The following is a 20002-nucleotide window of genomic DNA, read 5'->3' on the forward strand; positions in this document are numbered from 1 at the left end:
GCTGTCAGACCAGAGGCCCGCGCGGGTAGCGTTTGAGCTTTTCGACCAGCTCCGCGCCGGGGATCGGACGGTCGAACAGGTAACCCTGGCCGACATCGCAGCGGTGACGGCGCAGGAACGCCAATTGCTGGGAGGTTTCGATGCCTTCGGCCACGACCTTGAGTTTCAGGTTGTGGGCCATGGCGATCACCGCCGAGGTGATTTCCATGTCGTCCTGGTTGTCCGGGATCTCATGGATGAAGCTGCGATCGATCTTGATGATGTCGATCGGGAATTTTTTCAGGTAGCTCAGGGATGAGTAACCGGTGCCGAAGTCGTCCATGGCCAGGGTCAGGCCCAGGCGCTTGAGCTGGTCGAGCTGCAAGTGGGTGTCTTCGGTGGCCTCCAGCAGCAGGCCTTCGGTCAACTCCAGTTCCAGCAGGCGGGCCGGCAGTTGTTCCTCCTTGAGGATGCTGGCGATGGAGGCGACCAGGTCCGGGTCGGAGAACTGCTTGGGCGACAGGTTGATCGCCACTTGCAGGTTGCCCAGGCCGGCCGCGGTCAGCTGTTTGCTCATCCGGCAGGCCTGGCGGGCGATCCATTTGCCGATGGGGATGATCAAGCCGGTTTCTTCGGCCACGCTGATGAACTGGTCCGGACGGATCATGCCCTTTTCCGGATGGTTCCAGCGCAGCAGTGCCTCCATGCCCAGCAGACGGCCGCTGCGCAGGCACAACTTGGGCTGGTAGAACACGTCCAGTTCATTCTGGGTCAAGGCGCGACGCAGGTTGTTTTCGACGAACAGCTTGTAGCTGGCCTCGGCATTCAAAGCCTCGGTGAACACCTGGACCTGATGCTTGCCGTTGGCTTTGGCCTTGTGCAGGGCGAGGCCGGCGTTGCGCATCAGGGTCTGCGGATCACGGCCGTGCAGCGGCGCGCAGGCCAGGCCCACGGAGCCGGTCACGCTGATCAGTTGGTTGTCGACGAACATCGGTTTGTCGAGGGTCATCAGCAATTGGCTGGCGATCTGCTGCCCGGCTTCCAGGCTCGTGTCGTCCAGCAGCACGGCGAACTCGTTGCTGGCGAAGCGCGCCAGGCTGCCGCTGGGGCTCAGGCTGTTGCGCAGGCGCCGGGCCAGGCTGATCAGCAGCTTGTCACCGGTCTGGTGACCGAGGCTGTCGTTGATGCGCTTGAAGTTGTCGATGTCCACCAGCAGCAGGCTGATGGGCGAGTCGCTGTCCCGGGCAAAGCGCTCATCGAGGTTGCGAATGAACGCCGGGCGGTTGCCCAGGTTGGTCAGGTTGTCGGTGTAGGCCAGGCGCTCGATGCGCTGCTGGGCCAGTTTGGTCTGGGTGATGTCTTCGTAGATGCCGATGTAGTGGGTCAGCTCGCGGTTGTCGCCGTAGACCTTGGAAATCGACAACTGGCCCCAGTAGGGTTCCAGGTTCTTGCGCCGGCTCTTGAACTCGCCCTGCCAACTGTTGCTCTGGGCCAACGCCGAGGGTGCGTCGAACAGCAGCTCGCTGAGGTTCTCCAGGGCTGGCAGTTCCGAGAGGCGTTGGCCGTGGACTTCCTCGGTGGTGTACTGGGTGATCGCGGTGAAGCTTGGGTTGACGTACTCCACCACACCGTCGCAATTGACCAGCAGGAACGCGTTGGCGCTTTGCTCCACGGCGCGCTGGAACAGGTGCAGGGCGCTGGTGGCGGTGCGGCGGTTGTGGTTGTTGATGACCTGGGCGAACTGGTCCGCGAGCTCGCCGGCAAAGGCGATCTCATCCGACTGCCAGGCGCGGGTGGCCCCCACTTGTTCCAGGCACAGCACGCCCACCACTTGGCCGTCGATGCGCACGCTGGCGTCGAGGATGGCGTTGACGTCGCGGGCGCGCAGGCTCTCGGCCATCTCCCGGGTGCGTGGGTCGCGCATCGCATTGTGGGCGTCGATGGCGCGACAGGTCTGCAGCGCCTCCATGTAGTCGGGAAACTCGCTGGCGTCGATGACTGCCGGCAGGAAGTACTCCTGGGAGGCGCGGTTGTAGGCGGAAATCGGCACCAGTTTGCCGTCATCCAGGTTCCAGATACTGGCGCAGTCGATCTGGTAGATGTCGCAGGCGCTGCGGGTGATGAGTTCGGCCGCTTCGAGCAGGGAGTTGTTGGCGCTGTAGCGTTGGCGGGTCAATAGCAGGATGAGGTCTTGTTGGGCGCGTACCCGGTCCAGGTGCTGGAGCTGCTCTTGCTGGGCGCGCTGGTTCAGTTCCAGGGCGATCTGCAGGCGCGAGTTCTGGGTTTCCAGGTCCAGGGCCGGCAGGGAGGGTTCGCTTTGCAGCAAATTGTCCACCACCAGCAGGTAACCGCGCAGCAGATGACGATTGTGCTGTCTGTAGGCTTCGCCCGTCTCCAGCACATTCATCGGGCCCTTGGCGGTGTGGAGCGTGTAGCGAATCTGGTAATGCGCGGCCTGGGCCAGTTGCTGCTGGATGGCGTCGTGCAATTGATAGCGCGCTTCGGGTTCCATCAGGCTGGCGTAGGGCGAGCTGACCAGCGAGCACAGTTCTACCGCCGGCAGGCCGAAGTGTCGCTCGCAGTTGGGGTCGAGAAACAACAGCGCCCAGCTAGCTTCATTCAGCCGTTCGAAACGCAGCATACCGAGCCGCGCGGGCACCGGTAACTGCGTCACTACCTCGGCCGCCATACGGCTGGCGGCATCGGGTTGGCTTTTCATGGGGAAACTCGCTTCGAAAATGCTGATCGCGCCGGGCTGACGCCCTCGTTATTACGGATTGGCGCAAGGTTGCATCATTGCGGCACTGGCTGACAAGAGAGATGAAGGCCAAGTGCTATAAACCTTTTATCGGCCGACAAAGGGATTTCTCCAGTCGCCAGCCGATCAGAGGGCATGGAAGTTCATCGCAGGGCAATATCGAGTGCCTGCAAGGGCTCGCCGTCACGGTCGTGGAACGTAACGTGAAGGCTCTGTGCCGTGACCTGCAGGCGGGCGAAGTTGTTCTGGCTCACCACTTCGCTGGTCAGTTCATAGCGGTACTCACCGCTGTCCGTGCGGGCCATGGGCTTGTGGAAAATAAAATCCGCGGCTTTTGCAAAAGGCAGCAATTTGCTGTTGTAGAACGGCGAGGAAACGACGGTGTTGACCTCGAAATCAGGATCCTGAGTGTGACGCAGGCGGCTGGTCATGGAGCCGTGGACGTCACCCGAGATGAACACCACGTTTTTGATCCGATGGCGGCGGATGGTTTCCAACAGGCGCAGGCGTTGTTCCGGGAAGGCCTGCCAGGCATCGCCGTCATTGCGCTGGCGGTCAGGGAAAAACATCACGCTGGTGACGACGAGCTTGACCCGGGCGGGGCTGCTGACGAGCCATTCGAGCAGGGATTGTTCCTGGTCCGCGTCGAGGATGCGCCGATCGTTCGCCGAGAGGTTGCGTTGCGTCCGGCTGTCGGTGACGAACCAGTGGATATCGCCATGGGCAAAGGTGTACCAGTAGCGGGTCAACGACTTGTTCAATGTTCCGTCGCTCGACAGTTCATGGGCGGGCCCATGGCTGGCCTGGTAAAGCCCATAGGCGCTCATGGCATTGGCATACAGGACGTCGTCGTGGCCGGTTTTCCTGGCGGGCCAGTTGTCTTCGATTTCATGGTCATCGAGGATCATGTAGGTCGGCGTGCCAGACATCAGCTTGCTGATGTGCGGCTGGGTAAATACCGTTCGATATCTGAAGAGGATGTGTTTATAGCTTCGGTCCGGGCCGATGATATTCAAGTCATCGAGATAAACCTGGTCTCCGGTCATCAACACCGCGCTGATCGGCGGGTCGGCCTGTTCGACGATGCGATTGATGCCGGCAAAGGTGCGATCCCCAAGGCTGGGGAGTAGCGGGGTGCTGGCGGCGATCCGCAAGTAGCGACATGAGCCCACGATATAAGCACGTGGCGCATCGGGTTTGTCGGCCGGCGTGTGCAAGCAATAGGTGTTCCGAGGCCATTGCAGTGGCAGTTCCTGGATGGTTTCCACGGTATGGGTCGGGCTCAAGGGGCTGAGCCAGCCGGCCTGGTATTCGTAGGCGGTGTCGGGTTGAAGGTCTTTCAACACGATCACATCGGACATGTCGCGGTAGGCCTTCAACTGGACAAAGTGCCCTTTTGACCAGCGTGTGTCTCCTCGGCGCCGGTGTCGGATACCGGCGAATACCCGGTTGTTGCCGTGATCGCCCCGCAGGAATATCCGGGCGTGGTCAGTGGTCGTGTGCCCGACAATGGGGCCGACGGTAGGTTTGAACATATTCGAATCCATTCGAAGTTTTAGTCGGTGGGCGCAAGCATCGAGTGACCTTGGCGGTGTTGATGCTAAAGCCCGGCGCGCCATAAATATCGACGGGGAAGGGGGCGCAAGTTGTGGGCAATGACTAATAGGGGCTGTAGTCATTTAAAACTTGCGGGGTAGGAAATACCGCTATCGCGAGCAAGCTCGCTCCCACAGGAGCACCGCAAATCCACTGTGGGAGCGAGCTTGCTCGCGATGAGGCCGCCACATCCCACATCCATGCACCTGGCTTGAGCTCCAGGCAAAAAAAAGCCCCGCCAAACGGACGGGGTTGAGGTACGAGCGTGGCGCTCGGAAAACGGTGCTCCGAATGGCCCTCCCCAAGGGAGGGCCGCCCGGTGTTACAGCAGGATGGTGCGGATGTCGCCCAGCAAGTCGCTCAAGCGCTTGGTGAAGCGTGCAGCGGCGGCGCCGTTGATCACACGGTGATCGTAGGACAGCGACAGTGGCAGCATCAGCTTCGGCTGGAAGGCTTTACCGTCCCAGACTGGCTGGATGGTGGCCTTGGAAACACCCAGGATCGCCACTTCCGGCGCGTTGACGATCGGCGTGAAGCCGGTGCCGCCAATGTGGCCGAGGCTGGAGATGGTGAAGCAGGCGCCCTGCATGTCGTCGGCGGTGAGCTTCTTGTTCCGGGCTTTTTCGGCCAGGGCAGCGGCTTCGCCAGCCAGTTGCAGCAAGCTCTTCTGGTCGACGTTGCGGATGACCGGTACCAGCAGGCCTTCCGGGGTGTCGACGGCAAAGCCGATGTGCACGTACTTCTTGCGGATCACAGCCTTGCCACTTGGGGCCAGGGAGCTGTTGAAGTCCGGCAGTTCCTTGAGCAGGTGCGCACAAGCCTTGAGCAGCAGTGGCAGCACGGTCAGCTTCACGCCGGCCTTTTCCGCCACGGCTTTCTGCGCGACGCGGAAAGCTTCCAGCTCGGTGATGTCGGCCTGGTCGAACTGAGTCACGTGTGGAATGTTCAGCCAGCTGCGGTGCAGGCTCGACGCGCCGATCTGCATCAGGCGAGTCATGGCCACTTCTTCGGTTTCACCGAAGCGGCTGAAGTCCACCGCCGGGATCGGCGGGATGCCCGCGCCGCCGGTGGCGCCTTCGGCCGGTGCGTTCTTGGCCTTCTGCATCATGGCCTTGACGTAGGCTTGCACGTCTTCCTTGAGCACACGACCGTGCGGGCCGCTTGGGCCAACGGCCGACAGCTCGACACCGAATTCCCGGGCCAGCTGACGCACCGCCGGGCCGGCGTGCACCTTGGCACCGCTTGGCGCAGGCGCGGCGGCGACAGGGGCAGGCGCTGCTTCGGCCTTGGCGGCAGGCGCGGCGGCTGGCGCTGGAGCTGCTTCAGCCTTGGCGGCAGGTGCAGCGGCCGGGGCAGGCGCGGCTGGTGCCGAGGCACCCGCCACTTTGAGCTTCAGGATCAGGTCGCCGGTGCCGACTTCGTCTTCCAGCTTGATCTCGATGCTTTCCACCACACCGGCGGCCGGCGATGGGATTTCCATGCTGGCCTTGTCGGATTCCAGGGTGATCAGCGACTGGTCGGCTTCGACGGTGTCGCCGACCTTGACCAGCACTTCGATGATCTTGGCCTTGCCCGACGAACCGATGTCCGGGACATGAATGTCCTGGACCGTGGCCGCGGCAGGGGCGGCTGCCGGAGCGGGAGCCGCTTCGGCAGCTGGTGCGGCGGCAGGCTTTTCAGCCGCGGCCGGGGCAGCAGCAGGAGCGGCCGCTTCAGGCGCCGCAGCGGCGCCCTCGACTTCCAGCTCCAGCAGTTCGTCGCCTTCTTTCAGGCGGTCGCCCAGCTTCACTTTCAGGCTCTTGATGACACCGGCCTTCGGCGCAGGCACTTCCATGCTGGCCTTGTCCGATTCAAGCGTCAGGATGCTCTGGTCGGCTTCGATACGGTCGCCGACCTTCACAAACAGTTCAATTACTTCACCTTCACCGCTGCCGATGTCAGGTACGCGAATGAGTTCGCTCACGAAAATTCTCCTCAGCAGTCCAGTGGGTTGCGTTTTTCCGGATCGATGCCGAACTTGGCGATGGCTTCGGCCACCACTTTAGGTTCGATATCGCCACGGTCAGCCAGGGCTTCCAGGGCTGCCAACACAACGAACTTACGGTCGACTTCGAAGAAGTGACGCAGCTTCTTGCGGCTGTCGCTACGGCCGAAACCGTCGGTGCCCAGCACTTTGAATTCCTTGGAAGGAACCCACTGGCGGATCTGCTCGGCGAACAGCTTCATGTAGTCGGTAGAAGCGATGACCGGACCTTTGCGGCCGTTCAGGCACTCTTCGACGTAGCTCAGCTTTGGCTTCTGGCCAGGGTGCAGGCGGTTGCTGCGCTCTACGGCCAGGCCGTCGCGACGCAGTTCGTTGAAGCTGGTGACGCTCCAGACGTCGGCACCGACGTTGAACTCTTCACGCAGGATCTTCGCTGCCTCGCGCACTTCGCGCAGGATGGTGCCCGAGCCCATCAACTGGACGTGGTGCGCCGCTTCGCGGGTGTCTTCCTCGAGCAGGTACATGCCCTTGACGATGCCTGCCTCGACACCGGCCGGCATGGCTGGCTGCTGGTAGGACTCGTTCATCACGGTGATGTAGTAGAAGACGTCCTGTTGCTCTTCGGTCATCTTCTTCATGCCGTCCTGGATGATCACCGCCAGCTCGTAGCCGTAGGTCGGATCATAGGTGCGGCAGTTCGGGATGGTCCCGGCCAGCATGTGGCTGTGGCCGTCTTCGTGCTGCAGGCCTTCACCGTTGAGGGTGGTGCGGCCGGCGGTGCCGCCGATCAGGAAGCCACGGGTACGGCTGTCGCCAGCGGCCCAGGCCAGGTCGCCGATGCGCTGGAAGCCGAACATCGAGTAGAAGATGTAGAACGGCAGCATCGGCTGGTTGTGGCTGGAGTACGAAGTGCCAGCGGCAATGAAGGAGCTCATGGCGCCCGCTTCGTTGATGCCTTCTTCGAGGATCTGGCCCTTCTTGTCTTCGCGGTAGAACATCACCTGGTCTTTATCGACTGGCTCGTAGAGCTGGCCGACGGACGAGTAGATGCCCAACTGACGGAACATGCCTTCCATACCGAAGGTACGGGCTTCGTCCGGGATGATCGGGACGATGCGCTGGCCGATTTCCTTGTCCTTGACCAGTTGCGCGAGGATTCGCACGAAGGCCATGGTGGTGGAGATTTCACGGTCGCCCGAACCGTCCAGGATCGCCTTGAGGGTCTCCAGTGGCGGGGTCGGAACGCTGAAGCTCTTGGCGCGACGCTGGGGTACGAAACCGCCCAGTGCGGCACGGCGCTCGGCCAGGTAACGGGCTTCGGCGCTGCCTTCTTCGGGCTTGAAGAACGGCAGGTTTTCCAGCTCGCTGTCCTTGACCGGAATGTCGAAGCGGTCGCGGAACAACTTCAGGCTGTCGACATCGACTTTCTTGGTGTTGTGCGCAGTGTTCTTCGCTTCGCCGGCACCGGTGCCATAACCCTTGATGGTCTTGGCCAGGATGACGGTCGGCTGTTCTTTGTGATTGACCGCCTGGTGGTACGCCGCGTAGACCTTGTACGGGTCGTGGCCGCCACGGTTGAGCTTCCAGATCTCGTCGTCGGACAGGTCGGCAACCATGGCCTTGAGTTCAGGCGAGTTGAAGAAGTGCTCGCGGACGAACGCGCCGTCCTTGGCCTTGTAGTTCTGGTACTCGCCGTCGATGACTTCGTCCATGCGGCGTTGCAGGATGCCGTCGACGTCCTTGGCCAGCAGTGGGTCCCAGAAGCGGCCCCAGATGACTTTGTTGACGTTCCACTGGGCACCACGGAACACGCCTTCGAGTTCCTGGATGATCTTGGCGTTGCCGCGAACCGGGCCGTCGAGGCGCTGCAGGTTGCAGTTGATGACGAAGATCAGGTTGTCCAGCTTCTCGCGACCGGCCAGGGAGATCGCGCCCAGGGATTCCGGCTCGTCGCACTCGCCGTCGCCCATGAAGCACCAGACTTTCTGCTTGCCTGGCTGGATGAAACCGCGGGCTTCCAGGTACTTCATGAAGCGCGCCTGGTAGATCGCCTGGATCGGGCCCAGACCCATGGACACGGTCGGGAACTGCCAGAAGTCCGGCATCAGCCAAGGGTGCGGGTACGAGGACAGGCCGTTGCCGTCCACTTCCTGGCGGAAGTTGTTCATCTGGTCTTCGGTGATGCGGCCTTCCATGAACGCACGGGCGTAGACGCCTGGCGATGCGTGACCCTGGAAGTAGATCAGGTCGCCGCCGTGTTCGTCGGTCGGGGCCTGGAAGAAGTAGTTGAAGCCGATGTCATACAGCGTCGCGCTGGAGGCGAAGCTGGAGATGTGACCGCCCAGGTCAGAATCTTTCAGGTTGGTACGCATGACCATGGCCAACGCGTTCCAGCGTACCAGCGAGCGAATGCGGCGTTCCATGAACAGGTCGCCAGGCATGCGTGCTTCGTGGGTAACGGGGATCGTGTTGCGGTACGGCGTGGTGATGGCGTAGGGCAGTTGCGAGCCGCTGCGGGTCGCGAGTTCGCCCATACGGGTCATCAGATAATGAGCACGGTCTTCGCCTTCTTTGTCGAGAACCGATTCCAGGGCGTCCAGCCATTCCTGGGTTTCGACGGGATCGAGGTCTTGCATGGCTTGCTCCAGGGCGGAAAGGCTACCAGAATCGGTTGCCTGAGTTTGCGACTGGCCTTGTGGGCAGACGATATAAATTCTTGGATTGCCGAAGGTTGTTTCGGCGGCGTGTAGTTTTACTACAAATCGTCGGCCGTTTCAGCCTTTCGAATGTATAGACGAGTAGTGAAACTACACATGAGCGGCGTATGGCCCCTCATTTCGTTGTGAGAATAATCGTTACTGTTGGTCTTTAGCCAACACGAACAGGTAAAAACTTGATGCCGGCTGCCAATAAAATCAGATTTTCAGCTATTTATCATCTTTGTTCGACAGTCGATCAGGTAGTGTCTTTTGAAAAAACACTACATCCAGTCTCTCCCGCGCCGATCAAGGATAGACCATGAGCCTGCCCTCGCTTGCCCCAATACCGGAATCGGTACCGGCTATTCTCCAGTCATTGGTCAGTCGTGCCGAGCAGTCGTTCCGTGCGGCGGTCGCCTCCCTCGACGACGATCGCGGGCTGTCGGCCTGGCCCCCGCAACGCTGGGAAGCGTTCAACCGTATTGCCGCCGCCAGCGACTTTGTCATCGAGCAGAGTGTCCGTGACCCGGCGATGCTGCTGGAGCTGGAACGCAGCGGCGAACTGGACCGCAGCCTGGCGCCCGGTGAAATGCGCGCGCAGATTGCCGCCGTCGTGCAGGCCGCCGAAACCGAAGACGAACTGGGTCGCGTCCTGCGCCGCCAGCGTACCCGCCAGCAGGTACGGATCATCTGGCGCGACCTGAACCGTCAGGCCGATCTGGTCCAGACCTGTCGCGATCTTTCGGACATGGCCGACACCTGCATCGACCAGGCTTACCACTGGTTGTACCAGCGCCTCAGCCAGCAATTCGGTACGCCCACCGGACGGCGCAGCGGCGAGCCGCAGCAGATGGTCATCCTGGGCATGGGCAAGCTGGGTGCCGTGGAACTGAACCTGTCGTCGGACATCGACCTGATATTCGCCTACCCCGAGGGCGGCGAAACCGTGGGCGTCAAGCGGCCGCTGGATAACCAGGAGTTTTTCATCCGTGTCGGCCAGCGCCTGATCAAGGCCCTGGACCCGATGACCGTCGACGGCTTCGTGTTCCGCGTCGACATGCGCCTGCGCCCCTACGGCTCGGCCGGTGCGCTGGTACTGAGTTTCAATGCCCTGGAGCAGTATTACCAGGATCAGGGGCGCGACTGGGAGCGCTACGCCATGATCAAGGCGCGAGTGGTGGCGGGCGACCAGGTGGCCGGCGCGCAATTGCTCGACATGCTGCGTCCGTTCGTCTATCGCCGTTACCTGGATTTTTCCGCCATCGAAGCGCTGCGCACCATGAAGCAACTGATCCAGCAGGAGGTACGGCGCAAGGGCATGGCCGACAACATCAAGCTGGGCTCGGGCGGCATTCGCGAGGTGGAGTTCATTGCCCAGGCGTTCCAACTGATCCATGGCGGTCGGGACTTGAGCTTGCAGCAGCGCCCGTTGCTCAAAGTGTTGAGCACCCTGGAGGGCCAGGGGTACCTGCCGGCCAAGGTGATCGACGAGCTGCGCCAGGGCTATGAGTTCCTGCGCTATACCGAGCATGCGATCCAGGCCATCGGCGACCGCCAGACCCAGATGCTCCCGGACAGCCCGCAGGATCAGGCACGCATTGCATTCATGCTGGGGTTCGCCGACTGGTCGGCCTTTCACGAGCAGTTGATGTACTGGCGCGGGCGCGTGGCCTGGCATTTCGGCCAGGTCATTGCCGACCCGGATGAAGAAGAGGGCAGTGAAAGCGAAGTGGTGGTGGGCGGCGAATGGTTGCCATTGTGGGAAGACAGCCAGGATGAAGGGGCGGCGTGCCGTCAGTTGGAAGAGGGCGGCTTCACCGATGCGCCCAAAGCCCTCAAGACCCTGGCCGCCCTGCGCGCCAGCCCGCAATTGCGCGCCATGCAACGCTTGGGGCGCGAGCGCCTGGATGCGTTCATTCCACGCCTGCTGGCCCAGGCCGTGGAGCATGCCGATCCGGACCTGGTGCTGGAGCGGGTACTGCCCTTGGTGGAGGCCGTGGCCCGCCGTTCGGCCTACCTGGTGTTGTTGACGGAAAACCCCGGCGCCCTGCGGCGCTTGCTGACGCTGTGCGCGGCGAGCCCGTGGATTGCTGAGCAAATCACCCGTTTCCCGTTGCTGCTCGATGAGTTGCTCAACGAGGGGCGGCTGTTCAAGCCGCCCCTGGCGCCGGAGTTGGCCGCGGAGTTGCGTGAGCGCCTGACGCGCATTCCCGAGGATGACCTGGAGCAGCAAATGGAGGCGTTGCGGCATTTCAAGCTGGCGCACCGTTTGCGGGTGGCGGCTTCGGAAATCGCCGGCAGCCTGCCGCTGATGAAGGTCAGCGATTACCTGACCTGGCTGGCCGAGGCGATTCTCGAGCAAGTGCTGGCCCTGGCCTGGCGCCAGACGGCTGCCAAGCACGGCGTGCCATTGCGCACCGACGGCAGCCTGTGCGATCCGGGCTTCATTATTGTCGGTTATGGGAAAGTCGGCGGCCTGGAATTGGGGCATGGTTCCGACCTGGACCTGGTGTTCATCCACGATGGCGACCCGCAGGCGGAAACCGACGGCCCGAAACCCATCGACGGCGCGCAGTTCTTTACCCGGCTCGGCCAGCGGATCATTCACCTGCTGACGGCCCAGACCAACTCCGGACAGTTGTATGAAGTAGACATGCGCCTGCGGCCTTCCGGGGCGTCGGGGCTGCTGGTCAGCTCCCTCGGGGCGTTTGCCCGTTACCAGGAGAACGAAGCCTGGACCTGGGAGCATCAGGCGCTGGTGCGAGCCCGTGTGCTGGTGGGCAGCCAGGATGTGGGCCAAGCGTTCGAGAAGGTCCGCGTCCAGATACTGGGACGCCAGCGTGACTTGCCGACGCTGCGCCAGGAAGTCAGCGAGATGCGTGCCAAGATGCGTGACAACCTTGGTAGCAAGGCCACCGCCGCCGGGACCGCGGCGAATGCCTTCGAGGCCACGGCGCCCTTCGACCTCAAGCAGGATGCCGGAGGTATCGTCGATATTGAATTTATGGTGCAATACGCGGCCCTGGCGTGGTCCCAAGAACATCCATCGCTGGTGCGCTATACCGATAACATCCGCATCCTGGACGGGTTGCAAGAGCTCGGGTTGATGCCGGCCGAAGATGCCACACTGTTGCGCGAAGCCTACAAAGCCTACCGCTCCGCCGCCCACCGCCAGGCCTTGCAGAAAGATGCCGGGGTGATCGCAGGCGACCAGTTCGTGGATGAGCGTCGGCAGGTATTGCGGATCTGGCGGGAACTGGGGCTGAGCTGAAGCTTTAAGTAATGTGGGAGCGGGTTTGCTCGCGAAGGCGGAATGCCAGGCGACATGGATGTTGAATGGGCAGGCCTCTTCGCGAGCAAGCTCGCTCCCACAGTGGATTTGTGGTGCTGCACGGTATTGAAACCTATGCAGGACCCTTGTGGGAGCGAGCTTGCTCGCGATAGCGGAATGTCAGGCGACATTGATGTTGGAGTGATGGCCTGATCGCGAGCAAGCCCGCTCCCACAGTGGATTTGTGGTGTTGCACGGTATTGAAACCTATGCAGGACCCTTGTGGGAGCGAGCCTGCTCGCGATAGCGGAGTGTCAGGCGACATTGATGTTGGATGGGCTGGCTCATCGCGAGCAAGCTCGCTCCCACAGTGGATTTGTGGTGCTGCACGGTATTGAAACCTATGCAGGACCCTTGTGGGAGCGAGCCTGCTCGCGATAGCGGAGTGCCAGGCGACATTGATGTTGGATGGGCTGGCTCATCGCGAGCAAGCTCGCTCCCACAGTGGATGTGTGGTGCTGCACGGTATTGAAACCTATGCAGGCCCCTTGTGGGAGCGAGCTTGCTCGCGATAGCGGAATGTCAGGCGACATTGATGTTGGATGGGCAGGCCTCTTTCGCGAGCAGGCTCGCTCCCACAGTAGATTGGCGGTGTGTTGTAGATTGAAGGCAACAGGCAACGACCTAAGCCACAGTGATTCTCGAGGCGGGGAGGCGTAGGCCTCCCCGTATCGTTTTTGGAAAGCACATGAATATTCTGATCGTTGGGCCCAGTTGGGTCGGTGACATGGTAATGGCGCAGACACTGTTCCAGTGCCTGAAGCAGCGTCATCCGCAGTGCGAAATCGACGTCCTGGCCCCCGAGTGGAGCCGGCCGATCCTGGAGCGCATGCCCGAAGTGCGCAAGGCCTTGAGCTTCCCGCTCGGCCACGGCGTGCTGGAGCTGGCGACCCGTCGACGCATCGGCAAATCCCTGGCCGGTCAGTACGACCAGGCGATCCTGTTGCCCAATTCCTTGAAGTCGGCGCTGGTGCCGTTCTTCGCCGGTATCCCCAAGCGCACCGGTTGGCGTGGCGAGTTTCGCTACGGCCTGCTCAACGACGTGCGCGCCCTGGATAAAGACCGTTACCCGCTGATGATCGAACGTTTCATGGCCCTGGCCTACGCGCCGGGGGCCGAGTTGCCCAAGCCGTATCCGCGGCCGAGCCTGCGGATCGACCCGGTGACCCGTGACGCGGCGCTGGCCAAGTTCGGCCTGAGCCTGGACCGTCCGGTGCTGGCCCTGTGCCCTGGGGCCGAGTTCGGTGAATCCAAGCGCTGGCCGGCGGAGCATTACGCCCAGGTGGCCGAGGCGAAGATTCGCGACGGCTGGCAAGTCTGGCTGTTCGGCTCGAAAAAAGATCACCCCGTGGGCGAGGACATCCGCTCGCGGTTGATCCCGGGCCTTCGGGAAGAGTCGGTGAACCTCAGTGGCGACACGTCCCTGGCCGAGGCCATCGACCTGCTGTCCTGCGCCGATTCGGTGGTGTCCAACGACTCGGGCCTGATGCACGTGGCCGCAGCCCTTAACCGTCCCTTGGTGGCGGTCTACGGTTCCACCTCGCCAGGCTTCACGCCGCCGCTGGCCGACCAGGTCGAAGTCGTGCGCCTGGGCATCGAATGCAGCCCGTGCTTCGACCGCACCTGCCGTTTCGGCCATTACAATTGCCTGCGCCAGCTCATGCCGCCGTCGGTGAACGAGGCCCTGGAGCGTTTGCAGGGCACACCCGTGGAGGTTCGGTAACTTGCGGGTATTGCTGATCAAGACCTCTTCGCTGGGGGATGTGGTCCACACCCTGCCGGCGCTGACCGATGCGGCTCGGGCGATTCCTGGCATCAAGTTCGATTGGGTGGTGGAAGAAGGCTTCGCCGAAATCCCCACCTGGCACCCGGCCGTGGGCAAGGTCATTTCGGTGGCGATCCGGCGCTGGCGCAAGAACCTCTGGCAAACCATCAAGAGCGGCGAATGGCGACGCTTCAAGCAGAGCGTGCGCGCCGAAAAATATGACTTGGTAATCGACGCCCAGGGCCTGCTGAAAAGCGCCTGGCTGACCCGTTACGTCAAGGCGCCAGTGGCCGGGTTGGATAAAAACTCGGCGCGCGAGCCCCTGGCGGCGCGCTTTTATTCCCGGCGCCTGGCGGTTGCCCGTGGTCAGCATGCGGTCGAGCGCGTGCGCCAGCTGTTTGCCGTGGCGCTGGGGTATGACTTGCCGCAGACGCTGGGTAACTACGGCCTCGATGTCGACCGGCTGGTGGAGTTGCCACGCCCCTATCCCTACGTGGTGTTCCTGCACGGCACTACCTGGGAGTCCAAGCATTGGCCCGAACTTTACTGGCGCCAGCTCACTGAGCGCATGGGGCAGTTCGGCGTGGTCGTCAAGCTGCCGTGGGGCAACCCGGCCGAAAAGGCCCGGGCCGAACGCATCGCCAGCGGGCTGCGCAACGCCTTGGTCCTGCCGAAGCTGAACCTCGGCGGCATGGGCAAGGTACTTGCCGGCGCCCAGGCCTGCGTGGCCGTGGACACCGGCCTCGGGCATCTGGCCGCGGCCCTGGACGTGCCGACCATTTCGCTGCTCGGCCCGACCAATCCGGTGCTGACCGGTGCCTATGGCAAGGGCCAGATTCACCTCGCCAGTGATTTCCCCTGCGCGCCGTGCATGCAGAAACACTGCACTTATTCGCCGACCGCCGAAGATGCCCGGCGGTTTGACCTGAAACGCGAGCAGCCCCTGTGCTTCACGCGTCTGAACCCCGAGCGTGTTGCCAGCCACCTGAGCACGTTATTGGCTGAGGAGCCGCGCTGATGCAATTGGCTTTTGTCCTTTACAAGTACTTCCCCTTCGGTGGCCTGCAGCGTGACTTCATGCGCATCGCCCTGGAATGCCAGCGACGCGGTCACCAGATCCGTGTCTACACGCTGATTTGGGAAGGTGACGTGCCGCCCGGCTTCGAGGTGCTGGTGGCGCCGGTCAAGGCGCTGTTCAATCATCGCCGCAACGAGAAACTCAGCGCGTGGATGGAGGCCGACCTGGCCAAGCGCCCGGTGGACCGTTTGATTGGCTTCAACAAAATGCCCGGCCTGGACGTGTACTACGCCGCCGACGGCTGTTTCGAAGACAAGGCGCAGAACCTGCGCAACTCGCTGTACCGGCGCTGGGGCCGCTACCGGCATTTCGCCGAGTACGAGCGGGCCGTGTTCGCCAAGGATGCAAAAACCGACGTACTGATGATTTCCGAGGTCCAGCAGCCGCTGTTCATCAAGCACTACGGCACACCGCTGGAACGCTTTCACCTGCTGCCACCGGGCATCGCCCAGGACCGCCGTCGGCCCGCCGATGCCGATCAGATCCGCGCCACGTTCCGGGCCGAATTCGAGCTGGCCGACGACGACTTGCTGCTGGTGCAGATCGGCTCGGGGTTCAAGACCAAGGGCGTGGATCGCAGCCTCAAGGCCCTGGCCGCGTTGCCAGCCGAGCTGCGAAAACGCACCCGGCTATTTGTAATTGGCCAGGACGACCCCAAGGTATTCCAACTGCAGAGCGCCGCGCTGGGTCTGGGCGACAACGTGCGGTTCCTCAAGGGCCGCAGCGACATCCCGCGTTTCCTGCTGGGCGCCGATCTGTTGATCCATCCGGCGTACAACGAGAACACCGGCACCGTACTGCTCGAAGCGCTGGTGGCCGGGTTGCCGGTACTGGTCAGCGCGGTGTGTGGGTACGCCCATTACATCGCCGAGGCCGACAGCGGCCTGGTGCTGGATGAGCCGTTCGAACAAGCCCAGCTCACCGATTACCTGGGCCGCATGTTGAACGATGCCGATGCCCGGGCGGCCTGGAGCCGCAACGGTCTGGCCTTCGCCGAGACGGCCGACCTCTACAGCATGCCGCAGCACGCGGCCGATGTGATATTGGCGGAGCACGCACAATGAAGTTGATGCTGGCCGAACCGTTCAAGAGCCTTTGGGCCGGACGCGATGCGTTCACCGAAGTCGAAGCGCTCAAGGGCGAGGTCTATCGTGAACTGGAAGCCCGGCGCACCTTGCGCACGGAGGTGGACGGTCGCGGCTTTTTCGTGAAGATCCACCGTGGCATCGGTTGGGGCGAGATCTTCAAGAACCTGTTCACCGCCAAGCTGCCGGTCCTCGGCGCAGGGCAGGAGTGGAAGGCTATCCAGCGTTTGCAGGAAGCCGGTGTGCCGACCATGACCGCTGTCGCCTACGGCGAGAAGGGCAGCAACCCGGCGGACCAGCATTCGTTCATCGTTACCGAAGAACTGGCGCCGACCGTCAGTCTCGAAGATTTCAGCATCGACTGGGTCAAGCAGCCGCCGCAACCGACGCTCAAGCGTGCGCTGATCGCCGAAGTGGCGCGTATGACCGGCATGATGCACCGCGCCGGCGTCAACCATCGCGACTGCTACATCTGCCACTTTCTGCTGCACACCGACAAGCCGGTGACCCCAGGGGATTTCAAACTCTCGGTGATCGACCTGCACCGCGCCCAGACCCGTCCCGCCATCACCACTCGCTGGCGCAACAAGGACCTGGCGGCGCTGTATTTCTCGGCGCTGGACATCGGCCTGACCCGCCGCGACAAGCTGCGTTTTCTCAAGGGTTATTTCCAGCAGCCGCTGCGGCGGATCCTCGCCGAAGAGGCTTCGTTGCTGGCCTGGCTCGAAGGCAAGGCCAACAAACTGTATGCCCGCAAGCAGCGGTACGGGGACGCGCTCTGATGTCGGGTTGGAATCTGGAGCCGGAATACCTCGAGCTGGCGGAGGATTTTGGCAGCCTGGAAGCGGTGTTCGCGTTGCAAGGGGAGCGTTTGACCCGTGACCCGTTGTCGGAGGTGATCCGGGTGCAGCGCAACGGCGTGAACTATTACGTCAAGCGCTACGTCGGTGCCGGCAAAGGCTTGCGACGCTACCTGGGCAAGCCACGGGTCAAGTCCGAATGGCAGAACCTCAAACGCTTCGCCAAATGGGGCATCCCCACCGCCGAAGTCGTGGGCTGGGGCTTGGAGCGAAACGGTGCGAGCTACGCCCGTGGCGCGCTGATCACCCGCGAACTGCCCCACACCGAAGACCTCTCGGCCCTCGCCGAGCGCCACGATTCGCGGCTGGCGGACCGTGCCTGGGTCGATCATGTCAGTCGGCAACTGGCCGGTTATACGCGGACCATGCACGACCACCGCTTCACCCATAACGATCTGAAGTGGCGCAACCTGCTGATCGACGACCGCTCGCAGCTGTTTCTGATCGACTGCCCGAACGGGGACTTCTGGCGTGGTTTCTGGCTCAAGTACCGCATCACCAAGGACTTGGCGTGCCTGGATAAAGTGGCCAAATACCATTTGTCGGCCACGCAGCGCCTGCGCTTTTACCTGCAATACCGCCAGCGCGACCGGCTCGATGCGTGCGACAAGAAACGCATCCGTCACGTGGTGAGATTTTTCGAGGGGCGTGAATGACTGACTTTCTGGCCGCTGAAGACCGAGCGTTGTTGCAACGCCATGGCCTGGACAGTTTCGAGGCCTTGTGGGCGCGGCAACTGGATGCGGTGGACGAACCCAACACCTCGGGCGACGGCTGGAGCAGCGTGTTCCGGCTGGAGCTGGACGGGCAGGGCTATTACCTCAAGCGTCAAAGCAATTACCTGACCCGGACCTGGTCCCACCCTTTTGGCGAACCGAGCTTTTCCCGGGAATTTCGCAACATCAGTCGTTATCGGCAGTTGGGGATTCCGGCCCTGCAAGCGGTGTTCTATGGTCAGCGCAAGGTGGAGGGCGAGGTGCGGGCGATCCTGCTGACCCGGGCCCTGGATGGCTGGGACGACCTGGACTCGCTGTTGCAACGCTGGCCGAGCCTGACGGCGACGCAGCGCACCACCGTCCTCGACGCCTGCGGGCAGTTGGCGCGGCGCCTGCATGGCATGCATCAGGTGCACGGTTGCTTCTATCCCAAGCACATCTTCCTGCAAGCCACCGCCGACGGTTATCAAGCGCAATTGATCGACTTGGAGAAGACTCGGCCGCTGCTGTTTGGTCAGCGTGACCGGGTCAAGGACCTGGAGCCGCTGTTGCGGCGCGCCTCCATCTGGAGTGATGCCGATGTACGCCAGCTGTTGTCTGCCTACCTGGCCCAACCGCTCGATGCCGGGCTGGTCGACAGCTGGATGGAGCGCCTGAGCGCCCGGCGCAGCCACAAGGGAGCCCGTTGATGCATTTGTCCGAATTGAAGAACGCCGGCCGCAGCCCTAGCCTGCCATTGAGCCTGGAACTGGCCGACGCCGCCGGCCCGGCGCGATTGCAGCTGCTTTCGCTGTTGCGAGTGTTGCCGGGGCAGCGCTATGTCGGGGCGGGCATCTGGCGTGGTCGGCCGGTGCTGGCCAAATTGTTGGTGGGCAACAAGGCCGCCCGGCACTTCCAGCGGGAACTGCAAGGCGTGCGCTTGCTGGCGGAGCAAGGGCTGACGACGCCGCTGTTGCTCGCCGATGGCTTGAACGAGGCTGAAGGCGGCTGGTTGTTGTTCGAATTGCTCGAGGGCGCCGAGAGCCTGGGGGAGGCCTGGCAACGGGTCGAACAGCTGCCCTTGCTGGCCGACGAACAGACGGCGGTGCTGGCCGAAGCCCTGGGCGCCATTGCGCAACTGCACGGCAAAGGCCTGTGGCAGGAAGACCTGCACCTGGACAATCTGCTGCGCCACGACGGCAAGCTCTACTTGATCGACGGTGCCGGCATCCGCGCCGAAACCCCGGGGCAACCGTTGTCGCGGCAGAAAGTCCTGGAGAACCTGGGGGTGTTTTTTGCCCAGCTTCCCAAAGCCCTCCAACCGTTCAATGAAGAGCTGTTGGTGTATTACCTGTTGGGCAACGCCGAACACGCGCTGCCCATGGAAGCGCTGCAAAAGCAGATCGACAAGGTGCAGGCCTGGCGCCTGAAGGACTTCCTCGAGAAAGTCGGGCGCGAGTGCAGCCTGTTCAGCGTGCAGCGCGGGGCGTTCGGTTTGCGGGCGATCCGTCGGGATGAAGAAGCGGCCATGACGCCGGTGCTGGAGCAGGCCGATGCGCTGCTCGATCAGGGCCATCTGTACAAGACCGGCGGCGCGGCCAGTGTCGGCAAAGTCGAGGCGAACGGTCGCACCTTGGTGATCAAGCGCTACAACATCAAGAACTTCGCCCACTGGCTCAAGCGCTTCTGGCGTCCGAGCCGCGCCTGGCATTCGTGGCGCGAAGGCCATCGCCTGGCCTTCCTCGGCATTGCCACGCCCAAGCCACTGGCCTTGCTGGAAAAACGTTTCCTGTGGCTGCGCCGCGGCGCCTATCTGGTCACCGAACACCTGGCGGGGCCGGACATCATCGAGCGCTTCGGCCCTTACGTGCAGAGCGGTGAAGCCCCCGAAGCTGAGTTGCTGGCGCTGGATCGCTTGTTCGCCGACCTGATCCGCGAGCGCATCAGCCATGGCGACTTCAAGGGCCACAACCTGTTCTGGCAGCACGACCGCTGGGCACTGATCGACCTCGACTCGATGTGCCAACACCGCACCCAGGCCAGCTTCGCCCCGGCGTATGCGCGGGATCGGGCACGGTTCATGCGTAATTGGCCTGAGGGCAGTGCGTTGTATCGAGTGATCGATCAGCGGCTGCCCAAAACAGTCGATGGCGCCTCGTAGCGTCCTGTGGC

12 protein-coding genes are annotated in these 20002 nt (G+C 62.6%); 8 read left to right on the plus strand and 4 right to left on the minus strand.

Features of this window, described 5'->3' with window-relative positions:
* Positions 1-4: 4 nt before the first annotated feature.
* From J4E63_RS22775 to aceE, 4 genes are all read right to left on the minus strand, one after another.
* Entirely contained in the window at positions 5-2698 is a 2694-nt protein-coding gene (locus J4E63_RS22775; protein ID WP_192261929.1) for a bifunctional diguanylate cyclase/phosphodiesterase, read from the minus strand.
* A 182-nt stretch (positions 2699-2880) separates the two neighbouring features.
* A complete protein-coding gene (locus J4E63_RS22780; RefSeq protein ID WP_207283434.1) occupies positions 2881-4272 on the minus strand; it encodes an alkaline phosphatase D family protein in 1392 nt (463 codons plus the stop codon).
* 383 nt (positions 4273-4655) lie between these two features.
* Complete coding sequence (gene aceF / locus J4E63_RS22785) at positions 4656-6296, minus strand: dihydrolipoyllysine-residue acetyltransferase (RefSeq protein WP_092328983.1); 1641 nt, start codon at positions 6294-6296, stop codon at positions 4656-4658.
* Between the two features lie 11 nt (positions 6297-6307).
* Positions 6308-8953, minus strand: a complete 2646-nt coding sequence (gene aceE, locus J4E63_RS22790) for a pyruvate dehydrogenase (acetyl-transferring), homodimeric type (protein WP_060739476.1) — start codon at positions 8951-8953, stop codon at positions 6308-6310.
* A gap of 382 nt (positions 8954-9335) precedes the next feature.
* On the opposite strand from aceE, the gene glnE reads away from it, so the two are divergent.
* From glnE to J4E63_RS22830, 8 genes are all read left to right on the plus strand, one after another.
* Complete coding sequence (gene glnE / locus J4E63_RS22795; RefSeq protein WP_207283435.1) at positions 9336-12287, plus strand: bifunctional [glutamate--ammonia ligase]-adenylyl-L-tyrosine phosphorylase/[glutamate--ammonia-ligase] adenylyltransferase; 2952 nt, start codon at positions 9336-9338, stop codon at positions 12285-12287.
* Positions 12288-13035: 748 nt separating this feature from the next.
* Positions 13036-14070 (plus strand): lipopolysaccharide heptosyltransferase II, encoded by a 1035-nt coding sequence (gene waaF, locus J4E63_RS22800; RefSeq protein ID WP_060739474.1) that lies wholly within the window; start codon positions 13036-13038, stop codon positions 14068-14070.
* 1 nt (position 14071) lies between these two features.
* A complete protein-coding gene (gene waaC / locus J4E63_RS22805; protein WP_207283436.1) occupies positions 14072-15130 on the plus strand; it encodes a lipopolysaccharide heptosyltransferase I in 1059 nt (352 codons plus the stop codon).
* Complete coding sequence (locus J4E63_RS22810; RefSeq protein ID WP_207283437.1) at positions 15130-16254, plus strand: glycosyltransferase family 4 protein; 1125 nt, start codon at positions 15130-15132, stop codon at positions 16252-16254. The genes waaC and J4E63_RS22810 overlap by 1 nt, the downstream gene beginning before the upstream one ends.
* On the plus strand, positions 16251-17057 hold the full coding sequence (gene rfaP, locus J4E63_RS22815; protein WP_092334026.1) for a lipopolysaccharide core heptose(I) kinase RfaP: 807 nt from the start codon (positions 16251-16253) through the stop codon (positions 17055-17057). The genes J4E63_RS22810 and rfaP overlap by 4 nt, the downstream gene beginning before the upstream one ends.
* Positions 17057-17791 (plus strand): lipopolysaccharide kinase InaA family protein, encoded by a 735-nt coding sequence (locus J4E63_RS22820; RefSeq protein ID WP_207283438.1) that lies wholly within the window; start codon positions 17057-17059, stop codon positions 17789-17791. The genes rfaP and J4E63_RS22820 overlap by 1 nt, the downstream gene beginning before the upstream one ends.
* Positions 17788-18540, plus strand: a complete 753-nt coding sequence (locus tag J4E63_RS22825; RefSeq protein WP_192261935.1) for a lipopolysaccharide kinase InaA family protein — start codon at positions 17788-17790, stop codon at positions 18538-18540. Before J4E63_RS22820 ends, J4E63_RS22825 begins: the two co-directional genes overlap by 4 nt.
* On the plus strand, positions 18540-19991 hold the full coding sequence (locus tag J4E63_RS22830; protein WP_207283439.1) for a lipopolysaccharide kinase InaA family protein: 1452 nt from the start codon (positions 18540-18542) through the stop codon (positions 19989-19991). The genes J4E63_RS22825 and J4E63_RS22830 overlap by 1 nt, the downstream gene beginning before the upstream one ends.
* Positions 19992-20002 lie beyond the last annotated feature (11 nt).

It is taken from the genome of Pseudomonas sp. FW300-N2F2 (assembly GCF_017351655.1).
GTDB classification, from domain to species: Bacteria; Pseudomonadota; Gammaproteobacteria; order Pseudomonadales; family Pseudomonadaceae; genus Aquipseudomonas; species Aquipseudomonas fluorescens_AA.

Excerpts from the sequence above, each read along its gene's own strand:
- J4E63_RS22775 (WP_192261929.1), bottom strand. The coding sequence starts at position 2,698 with ATGAAAAGCCAACCCGATGCCGCCAGCCGTATGGCGGCCGAGGTAGTG.
- J4E63_RS22780 (WP_207283434.1), bottom strand. The coding sequence starts at position 4,272 with ATGTTCAAACCTACCGTCGGCCCCATTGTCGGGCACACGACCACTGAC.
- aceE (WP_060739476.1), bottom strand. The coding sequence starts at position 8,953 with ATGCAAGACCTCGATCCCGTCGAAACCCAGGAATGGCTGGACGCCCTG.
- glnE (WP_207283435.1), top strand. The coding sequence starts at position 9,336 with ATGAGCCTGCCCTCGCTTGCCCCAATACCGGAATCGGTACCGGCTATT.
- waaF (WP_060739474.1), top strand. The coding sequence starts at position 13,036 with ATGAATATTCTGATCGTTGGGCCCAGTTGGGTCGGTGACATGGTAATG.
- J4E63_RS22810 (WP_207283437.1), top strand. The coding sequence starts at position 15,130 with ATGCAATTGGCTTTTGTCCTTTACAAGTACTTCCCCTTCGGTGGCCTG.
- rfaP (WP_092334026.1), top strand. The coding sequence starts at position 16,251 with ATGAAGTTGATGCTGGCCGAACCGTTCAAGAGCCTTTGGGCCGGACGC.
- J4E63_RS22820 (WP_207283438.1), top strand. The coding sequence starts at position 17,057 with ATGTCGGGTTGGAATCTGGAGCCGGAATACCTCGAGCTGGCGGAGGAT.
- J4E63_RS22825 (WP_192261935.1), top strand. The coding sequence starts at position 17,788 with ATGACTGACTTTCTGGCCGCTGAAGACCGAGCGTTGTTGCAACGCCAT.
- J4E63_RS22830 (WP_207283439.1), top strand. The coding sequence starts at position 18,540 with ATGCATTTGTCCGAATTGAAGAACGCCGGCCGCAGCCCTAGCCTGCCA.